The 25,016-nt window shown below is 49.6% G+C and carries 25 protein-coding genes; 17 read left to right on the top strand and 8 right to left on the bottom strand.

Translation table 11 applies throughout. The features are described 5' to 3' along the window. Positions 1-138 precede the first annotated feature (138 nt). The 4 genes from ACN0S4_RS08645 (at position 139) to ACN0S4_RS08630 (ending at position 2,697) form a co-directional block, all read left to right on the top strand. Positions 139-795, top strand: coding sequence for a cupin domain-containing protein (locus ACN0S4_RS08645; protein ID WP_417657287.1), 657 nt, complete (start codon positions 139-141; stop codon positions 793-795). A gap of 71 nt (positions 796-866) precedes the next feature. Continuing rightward, the gene (vapB, locus tag ACN0S4_RS08640) at positions 867-1,097 is read left to right on the top strand and encodes a type II toxin-antitoxin system VapB family antitoxin (RefSeq protein ID WP_417657286.1); all 231 of its coding nucleotides are present in this window, start codon (positions 867-869) and stop codon (positions 1,095-1,097) included. Then, complete coding sequence (gene vapC / locus ACN0S4_RS08635) at positions 1,094-1,543, top strand: type II toxin-antitoxin system tRNA(fMet)-specific endonuclease VapC (protein WP_417657285.1); 450 nt, start codon at positions 1,094-1,096, stop codon at positions 1,541-1,543. The genes vapB and vapC overlap by 4 nt, the downstream gene beginning before the upstream one ends. A gap of 134 nt (positions 1,544-1,677) precedes the next feature. Beyond that, positions 1,678-2,697, top strand: a complete 1,020-nt coding sequence (locus ACN0S4_RS08630) for an isopenicillin N synthase family dioxygenase (RefSeq protein ID WP_417657284.1) — start codon at positions 1,678-1,680, stop codon at positions 2,695-2,697. Between the two features lie 3 nt (positions 2,698-2,700). On the opposite strand, the gene ACN0S4_RS08625 is transcribed toward ACN0S4_RS08630, so the two are convergent. Beyond that, a complete protein-coding gene (locus tag ACN0S4_RS08625) occupies positions 2,701-2,895 on the bottom strand; it encodes a CPXCG motif-containing cysteine-rich protein (protein ID WP_417657283.1) in 195 nt (64 codons plus the stop codon). Positions 2,896-3,050: 155 nt separating this feature from the next. On the opposite strand from ACN0S4_RS08625, the gene ACN0S4_RS08620 reads away from it, so the two are divergent. Next, a complete protein-coding gene (locus tag ACN0S4_RS08620; protein WP_417657282.1) occupies positions 3,051-4,124 on the top strand; it encodes an efflux RND transporter periplasmic adaptor subunit in 1,074 nt (357 codons plus the stop codon). Beyond that, on the top strand, positions 4,121-7,192 hold the full coding sequence (locus tag ACN0S4_RS08615) for an efflux RND transporter permease subunit (RefSeq protein WP_417657281.1): 3,072 nt from the start codon (positions 4,121-4,123) through the stop codon (positions 7,190-7,192). The genes ACN0S4_RS08620 and ACN0S4_RS08615 overlap by 4 nt, the downstream gene beginning before the upstream one ends. On the opposite strand, the gene ACN0S4_RS08610 is transcribed toward ACN0S4_RS08615, so the two are convergent. The 3 genes from ACN0S4_RS08610 to ACN0S4_RS08600 are packed head-to-tail and all read right to left on the bottom strand — an operon-like array spanning position 7,189 to position 9,950. Beyond that, on the bottom strand, positions 7,189-8,466 hold the full coding sequence (locus ACN0S4_RS08610; RefSeq protein WP_417657280.1) for an amidohydrolase family protein: 1,278 nt from the start codon (positions 8,464-8,466) through the stop codon (positions 7,189-7,191). The two genes, ACN0S4_RS08615 and ACN0S4_RS08610, sit on opposite strands and share 4 nt — an antisense overlap. Before the next feature lie 10 nt (positions 8,467-8,476). Then, entirely contained in the window at positions 8,477-9,217 is a 741-nt protein-coding gene (locus tag ACN0S4_RS08605) for an ABC transporter permease (RefSeq protein ID WP_417657279.1), read from the bottom strand. Continuing rightward, positions 9,210-9,950, bottom strand: coding sequence for an ABC transporter ATP-binding protein (locus tag ACN0S4_RS08600; RefSeq protein WP_417657278.1), 741 nt, complete (start codon positions 9,948-9,950; stop codon positions 9,210-9,212). The genes ACN0S4_RS08605 and ACN0S4_RS08600 overlap by 8 nt, the downstream gene beginning before the upstream one ends. Positions 9,951-10,117: 167 nt before the next feature. On the opposite strand from ACN0S4_RS08600, the gene ACN0S4_RS08595 reads away from it, so the two are divergent. The 4 genes from ACN0S4_RS08595 (at position 10,118) to ACN0S4_RS08580 (ending at position 13,402) form a co-directional block, all read left to right on the top strand. Then, entirely contained in the window at positions 10,118-11,197 is a 1,080-nt protein-coding gene (locus tag ACN0S4_RS08595; RefSeq protein WP_417657277.1) for a sensor histidine kinase, read from the top strand. Continuing rightward, positions 11,194-11,790 (top strand): response regulator, encoded by a 597-nt coding sequence (locus ACN0S4_RS08590; protein ID WP_417657276.1) that lies wholly within the window; start codon positions 11,194-11,196, stop codon positions 11,788-11,790. Before ACN0S4_RS08595 ends, ACN0S4_RS08590 begins: the two co-directional genes overlap by 4 nt. Positions 11,791-11,893: 103 nt before the next feature. Then, a complete protein-coding gene (locus tag ACN0S4_RS08585) occupies positions 11,894-12,295 on the top strand; it encodes a hypothetical protein (protein ID WP_417657275.1) in 402 nt (133 codons plus the stop codon). After that, entirely contained in the window at positions 12,296-13,402 is a 1,107-nt protein-coding gene (locus ACN0S4_RS08580) for a threonine aldolase family protein (RefSeq protein ID WP_417657274.1), read from the top strand. It abuts the gene before it with no gap. Here the strand turns inward: ACN0S4_RS08580 and ACN0S4_RS08575 are convergent. Then, entirely contained in the window at positions 13,399-14,406 is a 1,008-nt protein-coding gene (locus ACN0S4_RS08575) for a branched-chain amino acid aminotransferase (RefSeq protein ID WP_417657465.1), read from the bottom strand. The genes ACN0S4_RS08580 and ACN0S4_RS08575 overlap by 4 nt on opposite strands. Before the next feature lie 317 nt (positions 14,407-14,723). Between ACN0S4_RS08575 and ACN0S4_RS08570 the strand changes: the two genes are divergently transcribed. Further along, positions 14,724-15,746, top strand: coding sequence for a hypothetical protein (locus ACN0S4_RS08570; protein WP_417657273.1), 1,023 nt, complete (start codon positions 14,724-14,726; stop codon positions 15,744-15,746). Positions 15,747-15,806: 60 nt separating this feature from the next. Here ACN0S4_RS08570 and ACN0S4_RS08565 read toward each other — a convergent pair whose 3' ends face one another. Continuing rightward, the gene (locus ACN0S4_RS08565) at positions 15,807-17,654 is read right to left on the bottom strand and encodes a DUF4105 domain-containing protein (RefSeq protein WP_417657272.1); all 1,848 of its coding nucleotides are present in this window, start codon (positions 17,652-17,654) and stop codon (positions 15,807-15,809) included. Positions 17,655-17,657: 3 nt separating this feature from the next. Then, complete coding sequence (locus ACN0S4_RS08560; protein WP_417657271.1) at positions 17,658-18,104, bottom strand: DUF3015 family protein; 447 nt, start codon at positions 18,102-18,104, stop codon at positions 17,658-17,660. A 275-nt stretch (positions 18,105-18,379) separates the two neighbouring features. On the opposite strand from ACN0S4_RS08560, the gene ACN0S4_RS08555 reads away from it, so the two are divergent. From ACN0S4_RS08555 to ACN0S4_RS08545, 3 genes are all read left to right on the top strand, one after another. Next, a complete protein-coding gene (locus ACN0S4_RS08555; protein ID WP_417657270.1) occupies positions 18,380-19,291 on the top strand; it encodes an ABC transporter ATP-binding protein in 912 nt (303 codons plus the stop codon). Next, on the top strand, positions 19,288-20,475 hold the full coding sequence (locus ACN0S4_RS08550; protein ID WP_417657269.1) for an ABC transporter permease: 1,188 nt from the start codon (positions 19,288-19,290) through the stop codon (positions 20,473-20,475). The genes ACN0S4_RS08555 and ACN0S4_RS08550 overlap by 4 nt, the downstream gene beginning before the upstream one ends. 70 nt (positions 20,476-20,545) lie before the next feature. After that, positions 20,546-22,138 carry an ABC-F family ATPase gene (locus ACN0S4_RS08545; RefSeq protein WP_417657268.1) on the top strand — a complete coding sequence of 531 codons (1,593 nt, stop codon included), beginning with the start codon at positions 20,546-20,548 and terminating at the stop codon, positions 22,136-22,138. A gap of 12 nt (positions 22,139-22,150) precedes the next feature. Here ACN0S4_RS08545 and ACN0S4_RS08540 read toward each other — a convergent pair whose 3' ends face one another. Continuing rightward, positions 22,151-23,554: an amidase gene (locus ACN0S4_RS08540; protein WP_417657267.1), complete on the bottom strand. Its 1,404-nt coding sequence runs from the start codon at positions 23,552-23,554 to the stop codon at positions 22,151-22,153. Between the two features lie 187 nt (positions 23,555-23,741). Here ACN0S4_RS08540 and ACN0S4_RS08535 point away from each other — a divergent pair, with 187 nt between their 5' ends. Genes ACN0S4_RS08535 through ACN0S4_RS08525 form a run of 3 tightly spaced genes read left to right on the top strand, consistent with a single transcriptional unit; the run spans position 23,742 to position 25,015 of the window. Beyond that, positions 23,742-24,224, top strand: coding sequence for a hypothetical protein (locus ACN0S4_RS08535; protein ID WP_169930749.1), 483 nt, complete (start codon positions 23,742-23,744; stop codon positions 24,222-24,224). After that, positions 24,217-24,435 carry a helix-turn-helix transcriptional regulator gene (locus tag ACN0S4_RS08530; RefSeq protein ID WP_417657266.1) on the top strand — a complete coding sequence of 73 codons (219 nt, stop codon included), beginning with the start codon at positions 24,217-24,219 and terminating at the stop codon, positions 24,433-24,435. The genes ACN0S4_RS08535 and ACN0S4_RS08530 overlap by 8 nt, the downstream gene beginning before the upstream one ends. A 19-nt stretch (positions 24,436-24,454) precedes the next feature. Then, complete coding sequence (locus ACN0S4_RS08525; RefSeq protein ID WP_417657265.1) at positions 24,455-25,015, top strand: DUF4287 domain-containing protein; 561 nt, start codon at positions 24,455-24,457, stop codon at positions 25,013-25,015. Position 25,016: the final 1 nt, after the last annotated feature.

Raw genomic sequence — 25,016 nt, 5'->3', positions numbered from 1 at the left:
GATTCCACCAATGTAGATGCAAAATGGTCAGATAATGTGACGCGAACACATAGTTTGTGGTCGATAATTTGAGTTGTTTCGTACATTCGCAACATAACTGAAGTGCGACATGATTTGTGACAAGAAAGAGGTACGTTGATGCTGAATATGGATTTCTCGAAACGGGTGGTGGTGCGAACCGCTGACGAAGCGTGGGTTCCAAGCCCCGCTGCTGGAGTCGATAGAAAACTATTAGAGCGCGAAGAAGCTGAGCGCGGTCGCGCAACGAGCGTCGTGCGTTATGCGCCAAACTCTCACTTTAAAACCCATCAACATCCAGCAGGTGAAGAGATTTTCGTTCTAGATGGCGTCTTTTCTGATGAAAATGGTGACTATCCCGCTGGCACTTATATTCGCAATCCACCTGACTCTGAACATGCTCCTTTTAGTGAAAACGGCTGTGTTCTGTTCGTTAAATTGCATCAATTCGATCCAGCCGATACTGCGACTATTCGTATCAACACCAACGAGGCCGAATGGCTGCCGGGTTATGGGGGGCTTCAAGTGATGCCGTTGCATAGCTTCGAGGGTGAGCACGTTGCTCTGGTGAAGTGGCCAGCCGGAGAAGTATTCAAACCGCATCGCCATTTTGGTGGCGAGGAAATTTTCGTGCTCTCTGGTGAATTTATTGACGAGCACGGCCGCTACCCAGCAGGTTCATGGCTGCGCAGTCCCCATGCCAGTGAGCATCATCCGCGTGTCGAACAAGAAACCATCATCTACGTTAAAACCGGTCACCTGTTCGGCGCTGATTGAACGAATGGAAATTTAAAAAAGATTTGACTACACTATGTATATCCTAATTGGATATACATAGGCTTCAAGACATGACCAAAACCAAGGTATTCAAAAATAACCAAACCCAAGCGGTTCGATTACCGAAAGACGTCGCATTCCCAGATGACGTGACCGAAGTTGAAGTTCTGGTAGTTGGTGAAAGCCGAATTATCACGCCAGCGCGCTCAAGTTGGGAAACATGGTTTATGGCAGAGTCGATGAGTGACGACTTCATGCAAGATCGCGAGCAACCCGCCGAGCAGGAGCGTGAGACCTTATGAACTTGCGCTACTTACTCGACACCAATATCTGTATTTATATTATGAAGAATCGGCCTCAGTATTTAGCTCCGATTTTTGCACAGCATGCACGCGAGCTATGTATCAGCTCTATTACGGTCATGGAGCTCGAATACGGTGTCGCATGCTCTCAACAACAGGTTAGCAATGCTGAAAAGTTAGCCGGTTTTTTATCCCGACTAACCATTCTTGATTTTGATTCGGCGGCCGCTGAACATGCTGCTCGAATACGAGCCCACTTGCGCCAGTGCGGTACACCAATCGGTGCTTATGATGCTTTGATTGCGGGACATGCAAGATCGCTTGGCTTGACGGTAGTAACCAACGATGTTCGTGAGTTTGAGCGTGTTCCCGGTCTGATGTTCGAAAACTGGCTTCAGCAACCCCCGCAGTCGCAACTTAACGAACCCATTCCCGCCTACCGCTAACTAGTAAGAATATTTAGACGTCCAGACGTTCTGATATAGCCGATTGGACTATCTAAGAGAAATCAAATCCTAAGCGTAGGACCCTTCGCAGCTTATGATGTAGTCACATTCGTCTCTTTGAATAGTGACTAACTATGCGGCAAGAATCACGAAACCTATCATTACCGGTAATCAAACTCTCGCAATGGTTTGCGGGTGGACGTGCGCGTGAGGCATTTGTTGACGAACTTGGCAAAGCAGCTCGAGAGGTTGGTTTTTTCTATTTGACTGATCACGGTATTTCGCTCGAGCAACAGCAACAAGTGATGATGCTTGCCAAGCGCTTCTTCCAGCTACCCGCTGCAGCGAAAGAGTCGGTGCAAATGCTCAACTCCCCACACTTTCGCGGTTACACGAAGTTGCAGGGCGAGCTGACTGGTGGGCAACCGGATTTTCGTGAGCAGTTCGACATCATGCGCGAGCAGCAAACTGTCGAGGCACAGCACCTTAAAGCGGATTGGCAGCAGATCATCGGTCCAAATCAATGGCCAGATGCATTGCCGGAAATGCGGGCAACTTTGTTGGAATGGCAGCAACAACTGACCGATTTGACGGTGATTTTGTTAGAAGCTTTTGCCTTAGCATTAAAGCAGCCAGCGGACGCATTTCAGGCGACCATCAAAGACGGCCCTTACACACATATGAAGCTGATCCGCTATCCACGTCGCACTAGCGCGCAGCAAACCCAAGGCGTTGGCGCGCACAAAGATCCGGGCTATCTAACTTTAGTTCTGCAGGACGACCAGTCGGGTCTAGAAGTCGAAACTGCCGATGGTTGGATTTCCGCGCAACCTCTTGCTGGCGCATTTGTGGTGAATATCGGTGAATTATTGGAGTTGGCTTCCGATGGGTATCTCAAAGCCACCTACCATCGTGTGGTAAGCCCACCTGTTGCCGAGGAGCGACTCTCGTGTGCGTTCTTTATGGCTGCCCAGTTGGACGCAGAGGTTCCATTATTGAAGTTACCACCGGAGTTGGCGGCGTTAGCGCAGGGACCAGCCAGCGATCCAGAGAACCCGCTGTTTTATCAAGTCGGCGAGAATGTTCTCAAAGGCCGGCTGCGCTCTCACCGTGATGTGGCTCAGGCGCATTATCAGCGCCATCACGCTGCTTAGTTTTTATTCATCATCAGTGCGAGCGACGATTGTAAAGTCGCCCATACTATCTTCTTCAACCCATACCTCGATCGGCTGACAGCAAACCTGGCAATCAACAATTTGCTGCTGGCCAACATCATTAGCCGCATCAATTTCAATTGAGTTTGGCGCCATGCAGTAAGGGCAACCAAACTCCGCTTCGTAAGTCAGTGACATAAGTTACCTCGCGCAAGTTATACTTGATTTACGTGATCTCGCAGCTAAATGATCGCATTTAGGCATGGTTTCTTTGATCTAACGGGTGTGATTCACGCTATTGCCATTTATAGTAGATAGACTCAAGACCATCAGCTTGGACATTAGGGATAGCTATGCGCGCACAACTGGCAGTGATAGTACTTTTGGGACTTGGACTCAGTGCCTGTAGTCCTGCGTCCGAGCAACAAAATCAAGATAACGCGAAACCTGTGCGTGTGGTCAAACCGTTAGCGAATGCACCGCGACCTATGCTGCTCTCCGGTATTGTTAAATCACGCACCGAACTGCCTTTGGCGTTTGAGGTGAATGGTCGAGTGGGTGAGCGTCTCGTCAATGCGGGTGCAATGGTTACCAAGGGGCAACCGCTCATGCAACTGGTGGAGTCGGACCTTGAGCAGCAATTACGAGCCGAGCAAGCAGCTTTAACCGCGGCTACTGCCGCAGCATCAAATGCAGAAGCTGAGTTGCAGCGAGTTCAAGAACTCGTTGATGCGAAGCTAGTAAGCGAACAACAACGTGACCAAGCTCAGTTAGCACTGACTCAAGCGCAGCAACAACGGGCTGCGCAACAGGCGCGATTGCAGTTAGCGCAAAAGGCATTTGCAGACGCCCAGTTGTTAGCGCCGGCTGACGGTATCTTGATTGAATTTACTGCCGAACGCGGGCAAGTAGTCAGCCGCGGCCAAGCTGTGGCAACCTTTGCGGTTGCAGACCAGACCGAAATTGAAGTGTTGCTACCACCACAGCAATCGCAGCCTATCGACAATTTACAAACGGCAGAGTTGTTGTTGGTAGACGGTTCTGTGGTTCCACTCCAATTGCGAGAAACAGCCGGAGCATTGGATGCTTCTGGACGCACCTTGCGTGCCCGTTATGCGCTTGAAGCAGCGGCTAATCTACCACTTAATAGTGTTGTCAAAGTTCGTTTCGCAGAGTCTACGGCTGCGAATGGCAAGGTACCGATTTCTGCTATTGATGGACGCTGCAGTGACGAAACGCAAACCTGCACAACTACGCAAGTGTGGGAGGTCCGTGATGGTAAGGCCTATCCGCTGCCAATAACTGTGGTTGCGGTAGATGGTGAATATGCGTACATCAACGGAGACTTCGCGGAGCAGACTATGATTATCGCTGCGGGTACGCATGTACTGACACCAGACATGGCTGTGCGAGTTCTGCCTCAATGAGCTTCCCTAATTTATCCGCCATTGCCGTTCGCGAGCGTTCAATCACGCTATTTTTCCTAATTCTCTCGGTGTTGGCCGGCGTTATTGCTTTTACGTCGATGGGACGCGCTGAAGATCCAGCCTTCACTGTGCGCGCCATGAGCGTCCAGGCAATTTGGCCGGGTGCGACCACGCAGCAACTGCAAGACCAAGTGGTCGACAAGCTCGAAAAAAGTATTCAAGAAGTCGAGTACGTGTATCGGTTGGATACTACGATTCGGCCGGGATTTGCGTCGATTATCATCGAATTTCAGGAATATTCGCCCGCCGAGATGGTAGACGAACTGTTTTATGAAGTTCGCAAACGGATGATTGATGAACAACGGACCTTACCAGCCGGAGTAATAGGTCCGATTGTGTTAGATGATTTCAATGATGTGTACTTCAGCCTGATAGCAGTGACCGGAGGGTCAGCTGAATCAGCGCTACCTATGCGGGAACTTACGCGCGAGACAGAGCGCATTCGTGATCGCTTGCAGCGAGTGCCAGGTGTACACAAAGCTTTGGTGTTGGCTGAGCGCGCAGAACGTGTTTATGTGGAATTCGATCCCGCCGGACTCGTGAATTTGGGCGTTAATCCTCAGGACATCTTTGCTGCCATTCAGCAGCAGAATGAAGTGACTCCTGCCGGCAGAATCGAGACACGTGGACCCCGCTTGTATATCCGCGTTGATAGCGTGCTTGAGAATCCTGAAGAACTTGCGCAGGTACCGATCCCGACCGCCAACGGTGTGGTTCCGCTAGGCGACATCGCTACGGTTCGGCGCGGTTATGAAGACCCACCCAGTTATTTCGTTCGCTCGCGCGGTGATGACGCCCTGCTGCTTGGTGTGGTCATGCAGGCAGGCTTCAATGGCCAAGAGTTAGGCGCCAATTTAGCTGAATTTATTGCAGCGGAAACGCAACAGATACCAGTTGGTGTGCAGCTTGAGGTACTCACGAATCAAAGTGATGCCATCAATAAAGCTGTTGGACTATTTCAGATTAAGTTCCTGATGGCGGTCGCGGTCGTCATGCTGGTGAGTATTATCGCTATCGGTTTTCGGGCGGGTTTGATTGTGGGTTTAGCGGTGCCATTAACGCTTGGCATCACGTTTTTAGTCATGCTGTTAATGGGCATTAATCTCGACCGGATAACGCTCGGCGCTTTGATTCTGTCACTCGGTTTGCTGGTGGACGATGCCATTATCTCGGTGGAGATGATGCTGGTGAAAATCCACGATGGCTGGCAGAGCACGAAGGCCGCTGCTCATGCTTGGACAGTGACTGCAGCGCCAATGTTATTCGGTACTTTGGTGACCATCGCGGGCTTTTTCCCGATTGGTTTTGCCCAGTCTGGCGTCGGTGAATATGCGGGTAATATTTTCTGGGTAACAGGTATCGCACTCATCGTATCTTGGTTGGTAGCGGTAATATTTGTGCCTTATTTGGGCGTTCGCCTCATCGGAAATTCGAAGCCTAGCCGGGGTGGGCATGATGACGGTGAAGGTGCTTACAATTCGCCGCTGTATAAGCGTTTGCGCAGCACGGTGCAATGGTGCGTGGTGCATCGGAAGAAGGTTGTTCTCGGTACAGTCGGTTTACTCGTGTTGAGCGGTGTGGGCATGGCTACTCTGGTGCAGAAGCAGTTCTTCCCGAGCTCTGATCGCACGGAAGTATTGGTGAGTGTGTACATGCCGCAGGGTACTGCTATTGCACAAACAGATGCCGTAGTACGACGTCTTGAAGCCTTTATTAATCAACAAGAGCATGTGAAATCGCTGGCGAGTTATGTCGGTGGCGGACCGCCACGATTCTTTATTAGTTTGGCGCCAGAGCCTCAAGATCCTGCATTTGCGAAAGTGGTTGCGGTTATGGACGATCAAGCAAGCCGTGATGCGCTAATGGCAGCGTTGGAACAAGAAGTGGAAGCCGGGCAATACCCTGAAGCGCGAGTGCGCGTTTACCGATTACTCTATGGTCCACCGGTAAATTGGCCGATCACCTTCCGCATTCTGGGACCCGATATGGGCCAGTTGCGTGACATTGGGCATCAAGTTCGCGACCTGATGGCTGAGCACCCCTACACGCATAATTCGCACTTGGAATGGGACGAAAAAACACCGATCTACCAGCTCGATATTGATCATAGTGCGCTGCAACTGCAGGGACTGACACCGACCTTATTGGCCGATCAGCTTCAACTGCTCCTCGAAGGCGCTTCAATCAGTGCCATGTATGAGGATATCCGTTCAGTCAGCATTAATGTTCGTGGCCGTGAGGCTGGGCAGGCGTTAACGCCGCAACGTTTTAAAACCTTGGAAGTGTTGAACAGCCGCGGTGACAAAGTGTCGCTGGCGCAACTCGCGACGCTCAAGGTGGCCTACGAGGAGCCCGTGATACGCCGCTATAATCGTGACAACTACCTGAACGTCATCGCCGATATTCGTGGCGCACAGCCGAATACAGTCACCGCCGAACTGTGGGAGCAAATCGCCGATTTTCGTGAAAACCTGCCGGTGGGCTATCGAATAGAAATTGGTGGTTCGGTGGAGCAGTCGAGTCGTGGGGAAGGTTCGTTGCAGAAATTGCAGCCGGTGATGGTGGCGCTGATGCTCATTTTCATCATGCTGCAAATGCGCTCGTTCAGCGGCACCTTCATGGTCTTTGCGACAGCTCCACTCGGCTTGATCGGCGCAGTGCTGGCGCTGCTGGTATTCAATCAACCGTTTGGCTTTGTGGCGTTGCTGGGTTTGACCGGTTTAGCTGGCATCTTGATGCGCAATACTTTGATTTTGACGCAGCAAGTGTCCGATAACCTGAAAGATGGCATGGAAACATTTGGTGCCGTGGTGGAGGCTGCGGTACAGCGTGCTCGGCCAGTTATTCTCACAGCGCTCGCCGCCATGCTCGCATTTGTGCCACTAACCCAGGATAGCTTCTGGGGACCACTTGCCTATGTTCTTATTGGCGGAGTTGGCGTGGGCACAGTAATTACTCTGTTATTTGTCCCCGCGCTCTATGCCTTGTGGTACCGCATTAAAGTTTAATTTTCGGAAGATGCCACAAAGCCATTCTTCCAAATCTTTGCCGGTGTTAGTAATGATTCTAGGTTGTCGAGTGGTGACTCAGTAACCGCTATTAGATCAGCCTTGTAGCCTACTTGAATGCGTCCACGGTCGGGCAGGCCAAATGCAGATGCGGTGCCAGCAGTCGCGGCGGTGAGTACTTCAGCCGGTGTCATACCTGCTTGCTGTAAAAGCAGCATTTCGACCACTAGTGACCAACCATGTGCTGTATTTGGATTAGGTGCGTCACTGCCTGCTAACACTCGGACGCCAGCGTCATTCATACGTTTGGTCGTCGCCATCAAATTGTCGTAGTAGTGTGCAGGAAATCGATCGGTATTTGGGAACGACTGATGCAGTGTCGATGTTGCGCTTCTACTGATATTCAATTCAGGGTTTTTAAACAGCACTTCATCATTGATAGCTCCGCGTAACATCCCCTCGTAAACCACGGTGGTCGGAATGACGAATACATCGTTAGCTACCATGAGTGCAAGTAAATGGTCGCTAATAGGTTCGTTAAAAAAGCTATGCACGAGTCCATCGGCACCAGCAGTGACAGCATCAACAGCCGAGTTGTAGTCGGCAATATGAACCACCGCTAAACGATTGGCTTGGTGTGTGGCAGCAATGGCTGCCTCCAAACTGGCTTTGGAAATTGACGGAGCATGTTGGTAGCCGACACCTTCAGCCGTGTACACAATTTTGATGAAATCCGAACCTGCATCAATGCGCTGTTGTACTAATTGAGTCGCTTGTTCAGGCGACTCCAACGTCGACACATCAATGCCGTATTGTGTGCCATGACCATCGGGCGCGGTCATCAGTAAACCTGCACCATACATATCTGCGCCGGCAGTAAATAGGACGGTTGAGCGCTGATTTTTGTTCAGCTGTAGAAAACTCGGATCACCAAACATATCAATCACAGTGGTGACTCCGCGTTGCAACGATTGCTCCAATGCATCGCCCCAAGCATGAACATGTGCATCAATCAAGCCTGGTATGATCCAGTGATTATTGCCATCAACCCAGCGTACTGAGCGGTCAGGCTTGTCATCATGCATGGCGACAATCACTCCGTCTTTTACTTCGATAAAAGTTGCTTGAAGCACGCGTTCACCGTCAAAAATCTGCACCGGACCGAGTACAAAGCTATTGTCATCAGTTGCGGTCTTCTGCACTGGCGTTGGCAGCAGTAACACCACAGCAAGAACCGCAGTAATGACACCGAAAATAATGAGTTTCGTTTTCATCGAGTGCATCCTATCGAGAGAGCTTTTGGTAGCGCCAGTAAATCACACCAAACATACCCGCGCAGAATAGCACTAGGTACGCGATATGCAGCCAAATACTCTGACCTTGGCTAGTACCAATAACCGCATGGGCAAGTTGTGAGTAATGGTATGAAGGTAATGCGAATGCGATAGAGCGCACTGCATCGGGCAAAAACTGAATAGGGACCCAGAGCCCCGATAAAAAGGCCATGGGTAAATAGATTAAATTGACCACCGCCGGAGCTGCTTTATCCGATAGACACAGTCCCATCAGCAAACCAATGAGGGCGAAAGGTAGAGTGCCGAGCAAGAGAACGACTAATAAAGTTCCCCACTGCCACAAATACATCTCAACATCGGCAAATACAGCACCAGTAATGAACAGCAACAGCGCAATGCACAATGCAAACACTTGGCTGCTATAAAATTTTGAGGCGACGTATGCACCTAGTGGCATCGGTGAAACCCGCTTGAGCGTCAGCCAGCCATGCGCACGGTCACTCGCAACGGCCGTAGCATAGTTAAAAAATGCAGGTCCCATCATGCCGAAGCAGGCGTAGGACACCAGCATATATTCGCCTTGAGCCGCGCTAAAATTGAAAACAATACCGAAGAAAATATAGAACACGACTGGAAAGAGAATTGCTGGCAGGAAAAAGCCTGGAGTACGCCATAAACTGACCAAGTCATAGTGACTTTCTTTGAGGTAAATAGCCGTTGTATTACGCATGAGCCTGCTCCTTAGCAGAGACATTTTTGATGTGATGCAAATAAGCCGCTTCTAGCGATGAGTGATCCGCAATAACCTCGGTCAACGTGCCATTAGCGACAATCTCACCCTCCCGCAAAATCGCGACTCTATCGGCAAGTCGTTCGGCTTCTTCAATGTAATGTGTGGTGAGGACAATGGCACAGCCACTTTTACGACGTTGTTGAATTTGCTCCCAGAGCGCATGCCGAGCCTCAACATCCATCCCGACAGTTGGCTCATCGAGAAATAATAGCTCTGGCTTACCAGCAACTGCGATAGCAAAAAGTACTTGCTGGCGCTGGCCACCGGAGAGTTTACCGAATCGTTGCTGAGCGAACTTCGTTAGACCAAAGTCCTCAATCAAATCGGCGGCAAGTTCCCCATTCGGATAGTAGCTGCAAAACAAATCTAGCTGCTCAAAGACCGTTAAATTGGCGTTGAGCGCCCCAACTTGCATCATCACACCAACTTGCTGACGAATATCTAATGACCGTGATTGTTCAGACATAGGTACTCCCAGAATTTCCATGATATCCGCTTCATAGCTCTGCATACCCAACACACTGTGAATAAAGGTGGTTTTGCCCGCGCCATTCTTGCCGAGTACGGCCAGAACTTCGCCAGCGTAGGCATCTAAATTCAGATTCTGTAGTGCTTGAGTTGAATCATAGCTTTTGCTGAGGGCTCGAACCTTTAAACTAAGCTGCTTCATCAGAGATATCCTTTGGTAATGTATTTTGGATATCAGTCTAGGCTCGTCCTTCATGACCCTGTAGTAGCGTTTGTCATGACTGTTGAGTGACATTTGTCACTGGTTTGTCTGGCAGGATCTGCTCATAATAAGATCCTGTCGGAACTATAAGTGAATGAGATAGCGGGATGTCAGAGTTGCGTTCGAACGACCAAAAACATGCTTGGATTTACCTCTTTAACTTGGGGTTCTATATCTTGCCGATCGTGTTGTATCCCTACTCATTGTTCCAAGTTATCGTCATGTTAGCCGCCATGTTGGTGTTTATTGGCATTTATTTTTACTGCTTCTCGTTGCCCACTGACCGCATGGCGTGGCCAATTTTTGGCATGTTTGCGATTAGTTGTGCGGTGACTCCACTGAATCCTGGTTCGGTCGCCTTGTTCAGTTATGTAGGGTTCTTTGTCGGTTTCGCCTATCGCTGGCAAGTCGCATTGGCTTGTGTGTTGGGTGTAGTTGCTACTATGACATGGTTTCAGTTGGTGCCCGGCACACACTGGGATCTATTTCTTCATTACGGTGTGGTGATTGTTGTCACCGTAGCAATATTTGGACGAGTCGAACGTTTACGGCAGCGTCATGCCCGAGAAAAAGAGAAAAGTGCTGAGGAAATTGAACGCTTAGCCACGAGCGTCGAACGCGAGCGAATAGCGCGTGATTTGCATGATATTTTAGGCCACACGCTATCCAGCATTATTCTCAAGTCTGATCTCGCCAAAGCGCAGTTGGGCAAGCAGCAATATGATGACGCGGCCAAACAGCTAGCCGAACTCAGCGATATTGCGCGAAACAGCTTATCGCAAGTGCGGCAGAGTGTTTCGGGATACAAGCATGGTGGTCTGCAGCTAGAACTGCGGCGACTCGAGCAACGACTTCAGGATGCAGGCTTTAGCACCACTATTTCTGGAGCCCCACCACAGATTGATTCCCAGCGTGAAACGGCACTAGTACTCGCTATTACTGAGCTCGTTACCAACGTGATTCGGCACAGCAGCGGTGAGCACTGTGAGATTCATTTCAATGAGTCGGCTGACACTTACCAGGTGCGCATCACCGATAATGGCAGTGCGATGAATGCAGCAGATGGTAACGGTTTAGCAGGCGTGAAGTTACGATTGCAAGAACTTGGGGGTGATGTCGCAATCAAAACCCAAGCAGGATATGAAGTGGCACTGACACTGCCCAAACAGCTGGAATCAAACGCATGAAAATTTTGCTGGCCGAAGATCAAACCATGGTGCGCACGGCTTTGGCGAGCTTGTTGCGTCTGGAAGCCGACTATCACGTGGATGAAGCAGTCGATGGTGCCGATGCAAAACGTAAACTCCAAAACGATTCTTACGATGTATTGCTGAGCGATATCGAAATGCCCAACATGACAGGAATTGAACTCGTGCAGTGGTTGCATCAGCAGCAACCACAAGTGCGTTCCGTCATCATCACTACCTTCAATCGAGCTGGCTATATAAAACGAGCGCTAGAAGCTGGAGTCAGCGGCTTCTTGCTCAAGGACTCGCCAATTCACGACTTAATCAGCAGCCTTCAACAGGTCTGTGCTGGCAAGCAGGTCATCAGTAACGAATTGCTCATGCAAGCGTTAGGTCATCATGACCCGCTTACGGATAAAGAGCGTAAAGCACTGCGTTTGGCTGGCCAAGGCCTCAGTACGCAAGCTATAGCCAAAGAGCTCTTCATTGCCGAGGGAACCGCTCGCAATTACTTGTCGGAAGCCATCAGCAAAATGCATGCGAGTAATCGCACCGAAGCGGCGCGGATTGCACATCAAAAGGGCTGGTTGTAGGCCTCAAAATTCTGTCTAGAATTGAACGCACGCCTGCAAAGCGCAGTCTGCAATTACACGGGTATCTAACTCTAATTCGGGAACTAGTGTTTTGAAGAACCTAATGAAGGTGTTTTTAGCTGTGTTTGGGCTGCCATTGTTTGCCTTCTTGGTGATAGTTATCACGATTGCCTACTTCATTGGGCAGGATTGTGAGAACTATCTTTATTCTCAAGTCCTGTCGCCCGATGGTCAGCATAAGGCTGTTGTTTACCAGCGCTATTGTGGCATTTTAGTGGGTCCAGCTACACGAGTCGCTATTATCGATACTGACGAAGCAATTGAGGATGTTGGCGAAGGGTTTTTCATGGTCGATGGAAGTCCAAGCGAACTCGAATTTGAGGTCCGTTGGATTGCCGACAATGAACTATTTATTAACCGGGATCTCGATGGCACTGAACAACGCGCACCGGATTCTGTTGGCGTCTTTAGTCCTATTACCGTGACTTACAAGGACTCATTATGAGTGCGAAAAATCATGACTGATGCGCTGCGCATGGCCTATACACATGCTGCCAGAACAGCTGAGCATTCTATTCTTCGGCACCCAGCCGAATCTATTGCTACGACGCTGCGGAAGCTAGTAGCGCGAGCCGAAAGCCAGCATGCGGATGTGTATGGTACTGGCGAACTCATCGAAACCTTTGAACACAAAATTGCGGCCTTACTGGGTAAGCCTGCAGCAGTATTTCTGCCCAGCGGGACCTTGGCACAGCCGCTGGCGCTAAAAATTCATAGTGAGCGGCGTGGTAAGTCGACAGTGGGATTGCACCCGACCTCTCATCTGGTTCTGCATGAGCAAAACGGTTATCAAAAGCTGTGGGGATTGACCGGGAAGCTATTGGGGCGGCCGAGAAAGATGCTTGAGTTCGATGACCTCGCTCAGCTATCTGACTATGAACTAGCCGCCATAGTGCTGGAATTACCGATGCGTGAGATTGGCGGTCAATTACCCAGCTGGGAGGATTTGAATCAGCAGGTGGAGTGGGCGCGGGAGCGCGATATTGCCGTGCATTTTGATGGTGCACGTCTGTGGCAGTGTCCGAACTTCTATCAACGCAGCTTGGCTGAAATTAGTGCGTTAGCCGATTCGGTTTATGTCAGCTTGTATAAAGATTTGGGTGGAATTGCTGGCGCGGTGTTGGCAGGTGAAGAGGATTTTATAGCGGAAGCACGTATTTGGAATCGTCGCGCCGGCGGTAATTTGATTTCGCTTTACCCCTACATTTTGGCCGCTGAACAAGGGCTCGAAGAGAACCTCGCAAGCGTGAAGGAAGCTGCTCAATATGCTCAGGAATTGGCACCTTTGCTTGCCAGTATTCAGGGTGTAACAGTAAATCCAGCCAAACCTCAAGCGGCCATGTTTCACCTTCATATCGCACGAGAACAACAAGCGCTTATTCAAGCGGTGACGCGATATGCGGAGCAACACGATGTAGTGGTTTTGTCGCTCCCAAGAGCTTACGAAAACGGTGTGAGTATTTGCGAGATTAGCCTAGGCAGAAATGCGTTGATGCACCCACCTGAATTTTGGGCGCATCACCTACAAGCCTGCTTGAACCTGGCTAACTAGACTTTCGTGAGCCAACCGTGGGAATCGGGGGTTTTACCCCACTGAATGTCGTTTAGTGCTGTTCGTAATTTGGTGATGGTTGGCGTCTCGCCGTCCGTGCCGACGTTGTGCTCTTTGCCGTTATGAATCAGCGTGCCAACTGGAGTCATGACGGCGGCAGTGCCTGATAAAGCAGCTTCGGTACCCGGTTTTTGGGCTCGTTCGAGGAGCTCGTCGACGCTCAACTCACGTTCACTTACGGTCATGCCCATGTCACGGGCGATAGTTAGTAATGAATCACGGGTAATACCGTGCAAGAAACTACTATCGAGTGCTTTGGTGATAATTTCATCGCCATCAATGAGCAAGAAGTTTGCGGCGCCCGTTTCTTGCACATCACCGCCCGGGCAGAACAATACTTGGTCCGCATTGACCGATGCTCTAGCTTGTAAGATAGGCTGCAAAGCACTGGCATAATTACCGCCGCTCTTCACCATACCCATGTGCGGTGCGCAACGCGTTCCATCTTCCTCAAGCAATAAGCGTAACGGACGAGCGCCACCGCTAAAGTAATCACCCACTGGTGACAGTAATATATACAACATGGAGGTTGTGCTGGGTGCGGCAGCCTTGCCGATGGCTGGTTCTGTGCCTATGTGCGTAGGGCGAATGTACATGGAGCCCGGAGGTGCAGGAACTTCGCTAGCATAATGACGGACAATGCCCGTGATCATACTTTCCAATAGCTCGGGCGAGAAACTGGGCAAGGATAACAACTGGCTGCTCTGTGCAAGGCGACGAATATTCGCGTCCATTCGGAAAATATGTACGCTGCCGTCTTGGTGTCGAAACGCCTTTAACCCTTCAAAACAGGTACTGGCGTAGTGCAACACGTGCGCACCGGGGTGCAGACTAATCTGCTGGGCGCTAACGCGGGTGACATCGCTCCAATTCTTGCCGTCAAAAGTGCTTAGGGCCATTTGTGGCATAAACACGCTACCAAAAGCTGCCATAGTACATCTCAGTTGTTCGCTCGGTTGGTGATAGATGGAGTTTACTGGTTGCTACTCCTCCCCGCAAAATTAATCGACTAAGTGTCATCGAAGCGCGATTAAAACTTGGTACGCAAGTGACTAAAAAATCAACAATTAATTACGACAAACGATATTTGTGAGTTGTCTAGAATAGGACTATAACTTTGCGCACGTAACTGAAACATTTAGTTACATTGAGCGATAACTGATTGAAGCGTTTCAAGTTGTTTATGGAAGCGGTACGAATGGAAGTAAGCCGCCAAATCAGTCAATCCCTCCATCAACAACTGACCTCTAAAGGCTAGACCATGTTAAAAACAACAAAAATGCTCACGGTCGCTCTTGCGGTTAGCGCCTGCTTATCGGTAGCTCACGCAGAAACGATAGTTTATACCAGCAACTCCTCCGTAACAGCATATGATGAAATACTCCCTGCTGCTGCTTACAGTGATTGGACAACTCAGGCCTGTAAAATTAATCCTGACGTCACATTAGACAGCAATTGGCAAAATCCACATCCTAGTTTCGATTTTGGACTGAATGCGCATCCATGGCAGCCTGGAGCTGGCCTCAGTGCGTCTTGGATTAACGCTTGGAGTGACCTGAATTCTCGCGGACCAAGCGGCCACAACTGGACGCGTTACTCAACAGAAGTTTCAGGTAATGGTCAGTTCGTATTGAATCTGTTAGCTGACAACTGTTCATGGATCTATATCGACGGTCAACTAGTCGGATACCAAGGATTAACGAGCACTGCCTCTTCATACCCAGTATCTCTTGATGGCGATCACACTCTTGATTTCCTGATTTTCGATGGCGGCGGTTTAGCCGGTGGTATGTTCCGTCTTGAAACGAACGTTAACGTAGTCTTTGAAGATACGGATAATGATGGTCTAACAGACGCCGAAGAAGTACTGACTGAAACCGATCCAACCAACCCGGATTCTGACGGCGATGGTTTCTTGGATGGTGAAGAAGTTGCTGCGGGTACTGACCCGAATGATGCAAGTGATTTCCCAGTTACAGATGCTGATGGTGATGGTGTGAATGACTCTGGTGATCAGTGTGTAGACACTGCTGCTGGTGCAAGCGTCGACCAATTCGGTTGTTCAGGTGAGCAAAACATCGCTAACCTGTGCGCATGCGAAGGCCCAACTGAAGGTCAATCATGGAAAAATCATGGTGAGTATGTCAGTTGTGTTGCTCATGCCAAGAACGACCAAGTCAATATGGGTTTACTCACTGAAGCCGAAGGTGGCGCGATTGTTAGCGCAGCGGGTCAAAGCAGTTGTGGTAAGCCTGCGAAAGCAAAAGGCAAAGGAAAAAAATAAGCTCTCATTGAGTTTGAATGCAAAAGCCGAGCAGCCGCTCGGCTTTTTTGTGCCTACGGTTTAAAAATAGGCTGAGTAGGCGAGCTCGAATGCAGCTCCATGTTGTGCCGTTGCCTGAAACCTCAAATCACTTCTTGGGTTGCTATAAAGTGACGTGGCACAGCGCTTAATCAAACGTTGCTTGTTCCAACTGGCTCCGGCTTGCAGGGGTTGTTCAACCTCGCAAAACCCTTGAAAACCGCGCCAAGCGAAGTCAAATCCGGTGCGTAGCGAAAGGGTGACATAATGCTCGTCAGCGCTGAGTTCTTTGGTATGAATACGACCCTGAATGAGTCCATACGGCGTAATATCGCCAAATTCAACGGCTCGACCAAACCCAGCGGTAACAAAAGAGGACAATTTCGCATTGTAATCACGGAGCCGATGTCGTTCAGCGCCAGCTCGAATCATCCAAGATAAGCCACCATCCCCGGGTAAACCCGAATAACTGACATTGAGAGCTTCGATGTTGAGTAGCCAGAGGCGCTCGAGCTCAAGATCCTTGTTATAACTGAGTTCAACTTCACCCATGGAGAGCGCCGAGTGTTCGAGTTTGCCAGTAGCCGGTTGCAGACGGTCATAAAAGCTCGGTCGGAAGGTGAAGGTCCAAGCAGCTTCCGAGGCGCTATCGAAGTCAAAGTATCGATAGCCAATTCGTGCAAGGTTAGCCGGCTGCCCTTGGTGTGGAGGCTCTGCATCGATCGCCATCACAAATGGGTTGCCCGGGGCAAGCTGGAGTAAAGCTCTGAGGACTTCTGCTTTATCGTGTTTTATCTGTGAGTTATCGCTCTCTTGGCGCTCGAGAAATGAGTAATAGCTCGATAACGTAATCAGTGCTCGTTTCTTTTCTTGCTCCGAATATTCCGTTATCAGCGCGTGTCTATGGCTAGGTTGTTCAATCCAACTGCGTACTAAATTTTGTTCAGGCGCGGTCAGCTCCTGAAAATAGCTTTGTAGTTGAGACTGTGCGCTTTGATTCACTTCAGTTCGACGAACGAGATTCTCAGGCGAGTGATGTAAACGTTGAATAATGTTTGTGGGCAATACAGTCCACTCTTGATGATGGACAAGATTTGCTTGGGTCACCACCTCTATGGCTCTTGCCACGTAGTACGCGCAATTTTTACTGGTAAAAAAGTACTGATAGTCAGTTCGTGAGAGCTCCCAAAGATGAGCTGCTAGTAATTGGCTTTGGTCAGCGTTGAATGCGAGCTCATAATCCCACAAATTGCGGAGTTCAAACTCACCATACGATAGGTTATGGCGATAATAGGGCTGTGCGGAATAGCGAGCACGGTAGCCGCCGAATAACCCCTTTAAAATGTAGGTGACAGGATCATCCGAATCTGGAACGGTTGCGCCAAAATTAAGGCTGGTGTCTAGTAGTTGTCCACTACCCGTTCGCGGCGAGTCGATGCGTAAAAATAAATGGCCGTGAAATGATGCAGGGTTTTTCAAGTAACCGTCAGCAAATACCAAAGTAATTGATTCAACAGAATCGGTTCGCAACCAGGCTTGCAGATCAGTGCAGTTTTGATAGTCGAAGGGGGCAACAAGTCCAGCGCGTTGCATTGCCATGTGTCGAGCAGGAAACTGGCAAATTGATCCTGAGTCCGATACAAATGCAGCACGTGTCGCGGTTAATTCTGCCAGCGGATCAGTGCGGCCTTGAGGCGAGAAAAAGAAGGAATCGTTGTCAATTTCACTGCGCCCCGACTCATCATACTGCAACAATTTGAGCCACAAACGTTCATTCGCGAATTGCGCTGCGGATACCTGAGCTTTGCCCTCAGGAACCATCAATAGAGTCAAAATAAAAAGACCCGCCAACCAGGCGGGCCTTTTTTTATACAGCATTAAAGCGGTCAAAGCTTATCCTGCAAATGCAGCAGCGTGGGCTTTTAAGTAAAGTGCTTCAGCTTTCTTCGCAACTGGTAGATCAGCGTCGATAAGCAGTGATTGACGCAATTCAGCAACAACCTGTGCGCGGTTTTGCGGCGCGATTAAATCTAACATTGCGGTCAAGTGTTCACCTTCACCAATGGCTAAATCAGACTCGATTTGCGCATAGTTTTCGTTGATGTAGGTCGCAGTAACCAGAGTTGCACCTTTACAGGTGTCTTCAGATACAGTTGCCGACGTAACAGCAGTGGTACCTAAGTCCCAAATGATGTTCGAAATGGCAGAAGCCGCACCATTGTCTTCGAAAATGATGGCGCCGATACCGCAATCTTGCCATGGATTAATATCTGCTTGAGCAGCAGGAGTATACGCAACAGCTGCGACAATTGAAGTCGCGGCGAGTGAAAAGAGTTTCATATAAATTCCTTGTAAAAGTGAAATGCTCAGTATTTTTCCCGAATACTTTGGAGCTGCTTCATAGTACCAAGAACTCACCACTCTGATAAATAGACAAAGACGCTGAAGATGTATGACTAAGTCACTATTTTTGTACCAATTTGTAAGTGCAAGGAGCATGTTACTCGAAACATTTGAATACAGTTTTGCGGCTGCTTTGCATGGTGTCATTACGTGAAACTAAAGTATGGTAGTAGGATATTTTATCGTTAAAGACTGAGCGTTAGGGAATGGGTATGCGGATTGAAGTACAACAAGTCGTGAAGGATTATGCGACCGTACGAGCGGTTGATGGCGTCAGCCTGACAGCCACGGGCGGAGAGATTTTGGCATTGTTGGGTCCCAATGGCGCTGGCAAATCGTCGCTAGTGCGCATGATGGTTGGGCTGACTCGCCCAGATAACGGCACTATACAGTATTTCTACAATGACCAAGCAGCAGCGAGTCAATTGGAAACAGCCGCGTTTGGCTACCTACCCGAAGACCGCGGTCTCTATCAAGACAGAACGCTCATCGATAACTTGCGTTACATCGCCAATTTGCGCGGCATGCCCAAGCATGATGCGGAACAAAGTATCGAGCAGTGGCTGGCACGTTTTTTCCTAACTGATCGCGCCAAAGAACCGATGCGTCAGCTTTCCAAGGGAAATCAGCAGAAAGTTCAGCTCATTGCCACATTGCTGCATTCGCCGCAGTTGGTGGTGTTGGATGAGCCGTTCTCCGGATTAGATCCAGTTAACCAAGAATTTGTGCTCAGTGTACTCGAAGAACTGCGGCAGCGCGGTTGTACCGTTATTCTCAGTGCCCATCAAATGGCATTGGTCGAGCGCATGGCAGATAAACTCGTACTCATGAATAAAGGGCAGGTGATTGCGCAAGGTAGCCTTGCGGATGTTCGTGAACAATTGCAGCAGCGCTCGGTGTTGTTTGTTGAATTTGCAGACGCGGTTGATGCGGAACAAGTGGCAAAGATGCCCGGCGTTGTTTCATCTAACAGTCTCAGCTCCCACGAGTTTGAAATTAATTGTAGCGAACAGAGTACTGGAGCCGAGCTATTGGCTCAGCTCCAGCAGTTAGGTGCCGTGAACCAATTCAGTCGGCAACAGCAAAATCTCCACGAACTCTATCTTCAGGCGGTGCAATCATGAGCCGGTGGCAACAAGTTATTCGCATTGGTGGATTCGAGTTCCGCCGCTTTTTCAAGTGGAAGCAGGAGCTGTTCTCGCTTGTGCTGATGGGCGTGTTGTTTGGTGTTTCTATGGGCTGGGGACACTTAAAATCCGCGCTGGAAGAGACTCATACCGTTGCAGTGATAGCACCATTTGAAGTGCCGGCGTTGCCGAACATTGAGTGGCAAATGGTCAGCGACCGCGAGCAAGCTTTAGTCGACATCGGCGCTGAATACGCTGGAGTATTGTCTATTACTGAGGACCCAGAAACAGGTTATCGCTCTGATCTTGTTGTGAAAAGTAATGCCGGTTGGCAAACACGGGTCGAAGCATCCATTCAGGGTTATTTGCAGCAACGGAAGCTCGGTGATTTGGCGCTCACCGCCGAACAAATTGAGTTACTGAATAAACCGCCTGCTTTCACAATCACCCTTCAGAATGAACAAAATGAGCGGAGTTCCGCCACCAAGGCATTACCAACGATGATCTTGGTCAGTATTATGGTGGCGGTGTTCGGTAGTTTCGGCCTCATGATGACCGCGATTACTCAAGAGAAGCAGCAACGTGTTACCGAGCAATTACTGACGTTAATTACGCCAAGCCAGTGGATGGATGGCAAAATTCTCGGAGTCACTCTGCACTGTCTGAAAAGCATGGCAACCGTGCTCATCTTGATTGTGTTAGTGGTGTTGGTAATGACAGTTGCCAGCGGCGACGAGATGACCTACCCAGAGTTTGGCGCTGAATTGATTATCGTCACTCTGCTTTTTGCGTTGTTTGGTCTCGGCATGATCAATGCCATGATGGCTGGATTTGCCGCCACTATTGATGACCCGAATCATTCCGGACGCAGCGCCATGATGCTATTACCCGCATTATTTGTCGGTGCAGGATTTGGCGTCATGGATAGCCCGCAAGGCCTGCTTGCGCAGATCTTGAGTTGGTTCCCGCTGACCTCGTTCGCAGTCATGCCGATTCGCGTGGCTGACGGCGGCGTGGCTTGGTGGGAATGGCTGGGTAGCTTTGGTGTCTTGCTGCTGACCGTCTATTTCATCCGCTCAGCAGCAGTACGGCTATTTAGCTTGGGCATTACGATGTACGGCAAAGAGCCAACGTGGGGTTCTATGGGTCGTGCTTTGATCGGCCGCAAGCAAGTAAATTAGTAAACTTCCTTTGTGTTTTGCGGCGGAAACACGTAGATTACGCGCCTAATTTTTGTTCGGGTGCTCTAACGTGATTTCTGCTGCAAACATCACCATGCAATTTGGTGCTAAACCTCTTTTTGAAAACATTTCTGTGAAATTTGGCAGTGGCAATCGCTACGGCTTAATTGGCGCAAACGGCTGTGGGAAATCCACCTTTATGCGTATTTTAAGCGGCGAATTAGAGCCATCTGCTGGGAATGTTTCAATTGAACCCAATATGCGCGTCGGTAAGTTGCGCCAGGACCAGTTCGCCTACGAGCAATTTAGCGTAGTTGATACGGTGATTATGGGTCATGAAGAGTTGTGGCAAGTAAAATCTGAACGAGACCGCATTTATGGCCTAGCCGACATGAGTGAAGACGACGGCATGCGCGTTGCTGATCTCGAAGTCGAGTTCGCGGAAATGGATGGTTACACCGCAGAATCTCGCGCTGGCGAATTGTTGCTTGGAGTGGGTATTCCGGTTGAGGCACATTACGGCTTGATGAGTGAAATAGCGCCGGGCCTCAAGTTGCGTGTGTTGCTGGCGCAGGTGTTGTTTTCCGAGCCGGACATCATGTTGCTCGACGAACCGACCAACAACTTGGACATCAATACTATCCGCTGGCTGGAAGATACGCTGAATGAAAGCCAAGCAACGATGATCATCATTTCGCACGATCGCCATTTCTTAAATAGCGTGTGTACGCACATGGCTGACATTGATTACGGCGAGTTGCGAGTGTATCCGGGCAACTATGACCAATATATGTTTGCTGCGACTCAGGCGCGCGAACAATTGCTGAATGAGAACACCAAGAAGAAAGAGAAAATTGCCGAATTGCAGCAGTTCGTAAGTCGTTTCTCGGCCAACGCATCCAAGGCGAAGCAGGCCACTTCACGAGCCCGTCAAATTGAGAAGATTCAATTAGCCGAAGTCAAAGCATCTAGCCGAGTCAGTCCATTTATTCGCTTTGAGCAAGAAAAGAAGCTTTACCGACTCGCGTTGGAAATGGAAAAGGTCAATAAAGCCTTTGATGACAATCAGGTACTCAAAGATATCAGCGCGATGATCGAAGTCGGTGAAAAAGTCGCTATTTTGGGAACTAACGGTATCGGCAAGTCGACCTTATTGAAGTGCTTGATGGGACAATATGTACCCAATGGCGGTGTCATTAAATGGTCTGAGAATGTGAATATTGGCTATTACGCACAGGATCATGCGGATTGGTTTAAAGACAAGATCAGCGTGTTTGACTGGATGAGCCAATGGAAACAGCCGCATCATGACGAGCAAGCCATTCGTGGCGTTTTGGGGCGCATGTTGTTTTCACAAGACGATATCAAAAAGCCGGTCACCATTTTATCCGGTGGCGAGAAAGGCCGTATGATTTTCGGCAAGCTCATTATGCAGCGGCCGAACGTGCTGATCATGGATGAGCCAACCAACCACTTGGACATGGAATCTATTGAAGCTCTCAACTTGGCGCTGGAAAATTACGACGGCACCATCTTGTTTGTCAGCCATGACCGCGAGTTTGTGTCGTCCGTTGCCACCCGAATTATTGAACTGACCGACCAAGGCATGCGCGACTTCTCCGGGACCTACGACGATTACCTACGCCAGCAAATGCAAGCCTAACTAATCACGAGCTCAGAGCTGTGGGGCACTGAATTGCAGTCCCGCAGCACTGAGCAGCTTGCCAATATGCAACAGTAGTCCTTCCTGATGATGCTTGGCAGCAATCGAGATACCCACCGGTAGACCATTATTATCAACGCCAGTGGGAACCGTGAGCACAGGCTGTCCACTCAAATTGTAGAGCGCGACAAAGGCAAAACAGTAATCCATATAGGGGATCTGCTGTCCGTCTAATGCAATGCGTTGATGCTGATGATTGTGAGGGAATGCAGGCCCCATCGACGTGGGGCTCAACACCGCATCACATCCTTCAAAGCAACGCATCAATTCAGACGCCACCTCGCGGCGCTCGTACAGCGCGTGACTGAATGTTTTGAAGTCGAGGTTCAAGCCTCGTTTCAGCGACGGAATCAGGTCCATACTGCTATCGCGCAAGGTCCCACGAAACTTCCAATAGAATATTTTGCGAATCAACCAAGGTAAGTTTTGCGCGATGGAATAGCCAAATAATTCAGCCCATAGCTGCATGATTCGTGCTGCAAGTTTGGAGTCTATGGTAATTGGCTTCAAGCTCGCACCTTGAGCGCCCGCCAGCTTCTTTAAGGTTTCCAGTCCGCTCGTGACCGAAGTGCCCGCCTGCAAATCATGAAAAGTGTCAAAATAACCGAAGGTGTAACCACTTAGCGGCTTACTGAGTTTCGCTAGTTTTTGCTCTGGGTATAGAACGCGATACGCGAGATCTAAGTCCTCAACACTGCGCGCCAATGGCCCCGTGCAGTTCATCACACTTATCCCTAATTGATGCTCAGGCAACGGTGGCACGTGACTGTCATGGCTATGCCCGTTCTCAGTCGGTTTTAAGCCAAAGAGGCCACAAAAACTGGAGGGATTGCGGATAGAGCCACCAATGTCACTGCCGAGTTCTAAAGCGCACAAGTCAGCCGCCAACGCTGCCGCTCCACCGCCCGTGCTGCCGCCCGGAGTACGTGTCGGGTCAAAGGGATTATTGGCAGTTGGATACAACGGACCAAAGGTTTGTCCATCGGCCAGTAGTTGCGGCACGTTAGTTTTACCGAGAATCACTGCGCCAGCATCGATCAAACGTTGCACCAGCGGTGAGGTTTGTTTGCCAAGATAGTTCTTCAGCGGCGGGTAATTGATGGTCGTAGCGGTGCCTTCCAGTAAATAGCATTCTTTTATCGAAATCGGCACACCGTGCAGCGGACCGCGTTTTGCTTTGCTGCCATCCAATGCTTTGGCTTGCTCTCGTGCCTGCTCTGCATAGATTTGCACGTAGGCGTTGTACTCAGGATTCAAGCGCTCAATACGTTGTAGGTAGTGCTCGGTAATGTCTTCTGAGCGGAGCTCTCCGGCTTCGATGGCGCGGGCTATTTCAGTGGCAGTGAGATAATTCATGCGGCTTCCTCGGTTGATACGCCATCGTTGCCGAAGCGACTAGGAATGTAAAGAGCTATCACAAGTGACATTGGCTGAAAAGAATATCAGAATATTATTTGATACCTTAGGGTTGCAATATGATACCTTTGGGTTATATTATGAAACCTAAGGGTATCATATCGGTACCTATATGGAGGATAATCCTATGTCAAAATGGTCAGCTGAAGCGCAGGCGAAATCGCTTAAATATGGCGCTTATGTATCTTTAATTAGTGGTGTGTACTTCGCCATTATGTTGACGGCGAAATGGTTAGAGTTGGCAGGTATCAATGCGGGCGAGTGGCCCAACATTCTCATGGTTCTGGTGGCGCTGCTCTTTATTGGTGTGGTTGCACGCATGAGTGTTGGGAATCATAAGCTCGTGGGCGGTTGGCGTGAAATGTTCGGCATCTACAATGACGAATTTACCCGTGAAACTAGTCGTAAAGCCAATGCGCGAGCATTTGTCGGTCTCATTGTGGTGCTTATTCCTGGTGTGCTAATTGGCGAGAACCTAGCAGACACAGCTATTGGTAGTTATGTAACGGTGAGTACTTACAGTTTGTCACTGATTGTTGTCGGAACCTTTGTTTGGTCGCTTTCAGTATTATGGGAAATGCGTGACCAAGGAGACGATGCGAATGGATGATCAAGTGCTAAACACCTTGCCGGCATACCGTGCTCAGCACGGTATGTCGCAGCAAGATCTAGCCGACGCCATTGGCGTGTCGCGCAAAACCATCAGTACCGTTGAAACCCGGCGTTTCACGCCATCGGTCGTTATTGCATTGAAGCTCGCGAGCTACTTTAATGTGCCCGTAGAGGAACTCTTTTCCTTGGCTTCTGACTCAGCAAGCTAAGAAATGTCTGGAGGTGAACATGGCAGATCCACAACAAGCATTACAAACGCAGCTCAAGAATATTGAAACTCGCACGGGCAAAACCGTAGACGAACTCAAAGCTCTCGTCCAAAACAGCGGGCTGAGCAAGCACGGCGAAATTGTGAAGATGCTGAAGTCTGACCTAGGTATGGGTCATGGCGATGCCAATACCATTGCGCATTTAGCCAAGAATGACGGGGTTCAGTCACCGGCAGCGGCGGATAATCCACTAGATACACTCTATGTTGGAGCTAAGGCGGAGTTACGTCCTATACACGAGCGCTTGCTCGCGCAACTGGAAGCTCTCGGTGCTTATGAAACAGCACCCAAGCAAAAATACGTCAGTTATCGCCGCAGCAAACAGTTTGCCATGATTGGTCCTGCGACCAACACGCGAGTGGAACTTGGGTTAAATATAAAAGCGCTCCCGGAATCACCACGATTAGAGCCACAAGGCACCGGTAAAATGTGCAATTATGTCGTTAAATTCACCGATCCTGCGCAAGTTGATGCCGAAGTTGCCGCTTGGCTCAAAGCTGCATACGCCGCAGCAGGCTAGC

The organism is Pseudidiomarina aestuarii (genome assembly GCF_048263735.1).
GTDB classification, from domain to species: domain Bacteria; phylum Pseudomonadota; class Gammaproteobacteria; order Enterobacterales; family Alteromonadaceae; genus Pseudidiomarina; species Pseudidiomarina aestuarii_B.
This window is presented reverse-complemented; position numbering and strand designations above follow the sequence as displayed.

Bases quoted from the DNA above. Each gene is read 5' to 3' on its own strand.
- ACN0S4_RS08645 (WP_417657287.1), top strand. From the start codon at position 139: ATGCTGAATATGGATTTCTCGAAACGGGTGGTGGTGCGAACCGCTGAC.
- vapB (WP_417657286.1), top strand. From the start codon at position 867: ATGACCAAAACCAAGGTATTCAAAAATAACCAAACCCAAGCGGTTCGA.
- vapC (WP_417657285.1), top strand. From the start codon at position 1,094: ATGAACTTGCGCTACTTACTCGACACCAATATCTGTATTTATATTATG.
- ACN0S4_RS08630 (WP_417657284.1), top strand. From the start codon at position 1,678: ATGCGGCAAGAATCACGAAACCTATCATTACCGGTAATCAAACTCTCG.
- ACN0S4_RS08625 (WP_417657283.1), bottom strand. From the start codon at position 2,895: ATGTCACTGACTTACGAAGCGGAGTTTGGTTGCCCTTACTGCATGGCG.
- ACN0S4_RS08620 (WP_417657282.1), top strand. From the start codon at position 3,051: ATGCGCGCACAACTGGCAGTGATAGTACTTTTGGGACTTGGACTCAGT.
- ACN0S4_RS08615 (WP_417657281.1), top strand. From the start codon at position 4,121: ATGAGCTTCCCTAATTTATCCGCCATTGCCGTTCGCGAGCGTTCAATC.
- ACN0S4_RS08610 (WP_417657280.1), bottom strand. From the start codon at position 8,466: ATGAAAACGAAACTCATTATTTTCGGTGTCATTACTGCGGTTCTTGCT.
- ACN0S4_RS08605 (WP_417657279.1), bottom strand. From the start codon at position 9,217: ATGCGTAATACAACGGCTATTTACCTCAAAGAAAGTCACTATGACTTG.
- ACN0S4_RS08600 (WP_417657278.1), bottom strand. From the start codon at position 9,950: ATGAAGCAGCTTAGTTTAAAGGTTCGAGCCCTCAGCAAAAGCTATGAT.
- ACN0S4_RS08595 (WP_417657277.1), top strand. From the start codon at position 10,118: ATGTCAGAGTTGCGTTCGAACGACCAAAAACATGCTTGGATTTACCTC.
- ACN0S4_RS08590 (WP_417657276.1), top strand. From the start codon at position 11,194: ATGAAAATTTTGCTGGCCGAAGATCAAACCATGGTGCGCACGGCTTTG.
- ACN0S4_RS08585 (WP_417657275.1), top strand. From the start codon at position 11,894: ATGAAGGTGTTTTTAGCTGTGTTTGGGCTGCCATTGTTTGCCTTCTTG.
- ACN0S4_RS08570 (WP_417657273.1), top strand. From the start codon at position 14,724: ATGTTAAAAACAACAAAAATGCTCACGGTCGCTCTTGCGGTTAGCGCC.
- ACN0S4_RS08560 (WP_417657271.1), bottom strand. From the start codon at position 18,104: ATGAAACTCTTTTCACTCGCCGCGACTTCAATTGTCGCAGCTGTTGCG.
- ACN0S4_RS08555 (WP_417657270.1), top strand. From the start codon at position 18,380: ATGCGGATTGAAGTACAACAAGTCGTGAAGGATTATGCGACCGTACGA.
- ACN0S4_RS08550 (WP_417657269.1), top strand. From the start codon at position 19,288: ATGAGCCGGTGGCAACAAGTTATTCGCATTGGTGGATTCGAGTTCCGC.
- ACN0S4_RS08540 (WP_417657267.1), bottom strand. From the start codon at position 23,554: ATGAATTATCTCACTGCCACTGAAATAGCCCGCGCCATCGAAGCCGGA.
- ACN0S4_RS08535 (WP_169930749.1), top strand. From the start codon at position 23,742: ATGTCAAAATGGTCAGCTGAAGCGCAGGCGAAATCGCTTAAATATGGC.
- ACN0S4_RS08530 (WP_417657266.1), top strand. From the start codon at position 24,217: ATGGATGATCAAGTGCTAAACACCTTGCCGGCATACCGTGCTCAGCAC.
- ACN0S4_RS08525 (WP_417657265.1), top strand. From the start codon at position 24,455: ATGGCAGATCCACAACAAGCATTACAAACGCAGCTCAAGAATATTGAA.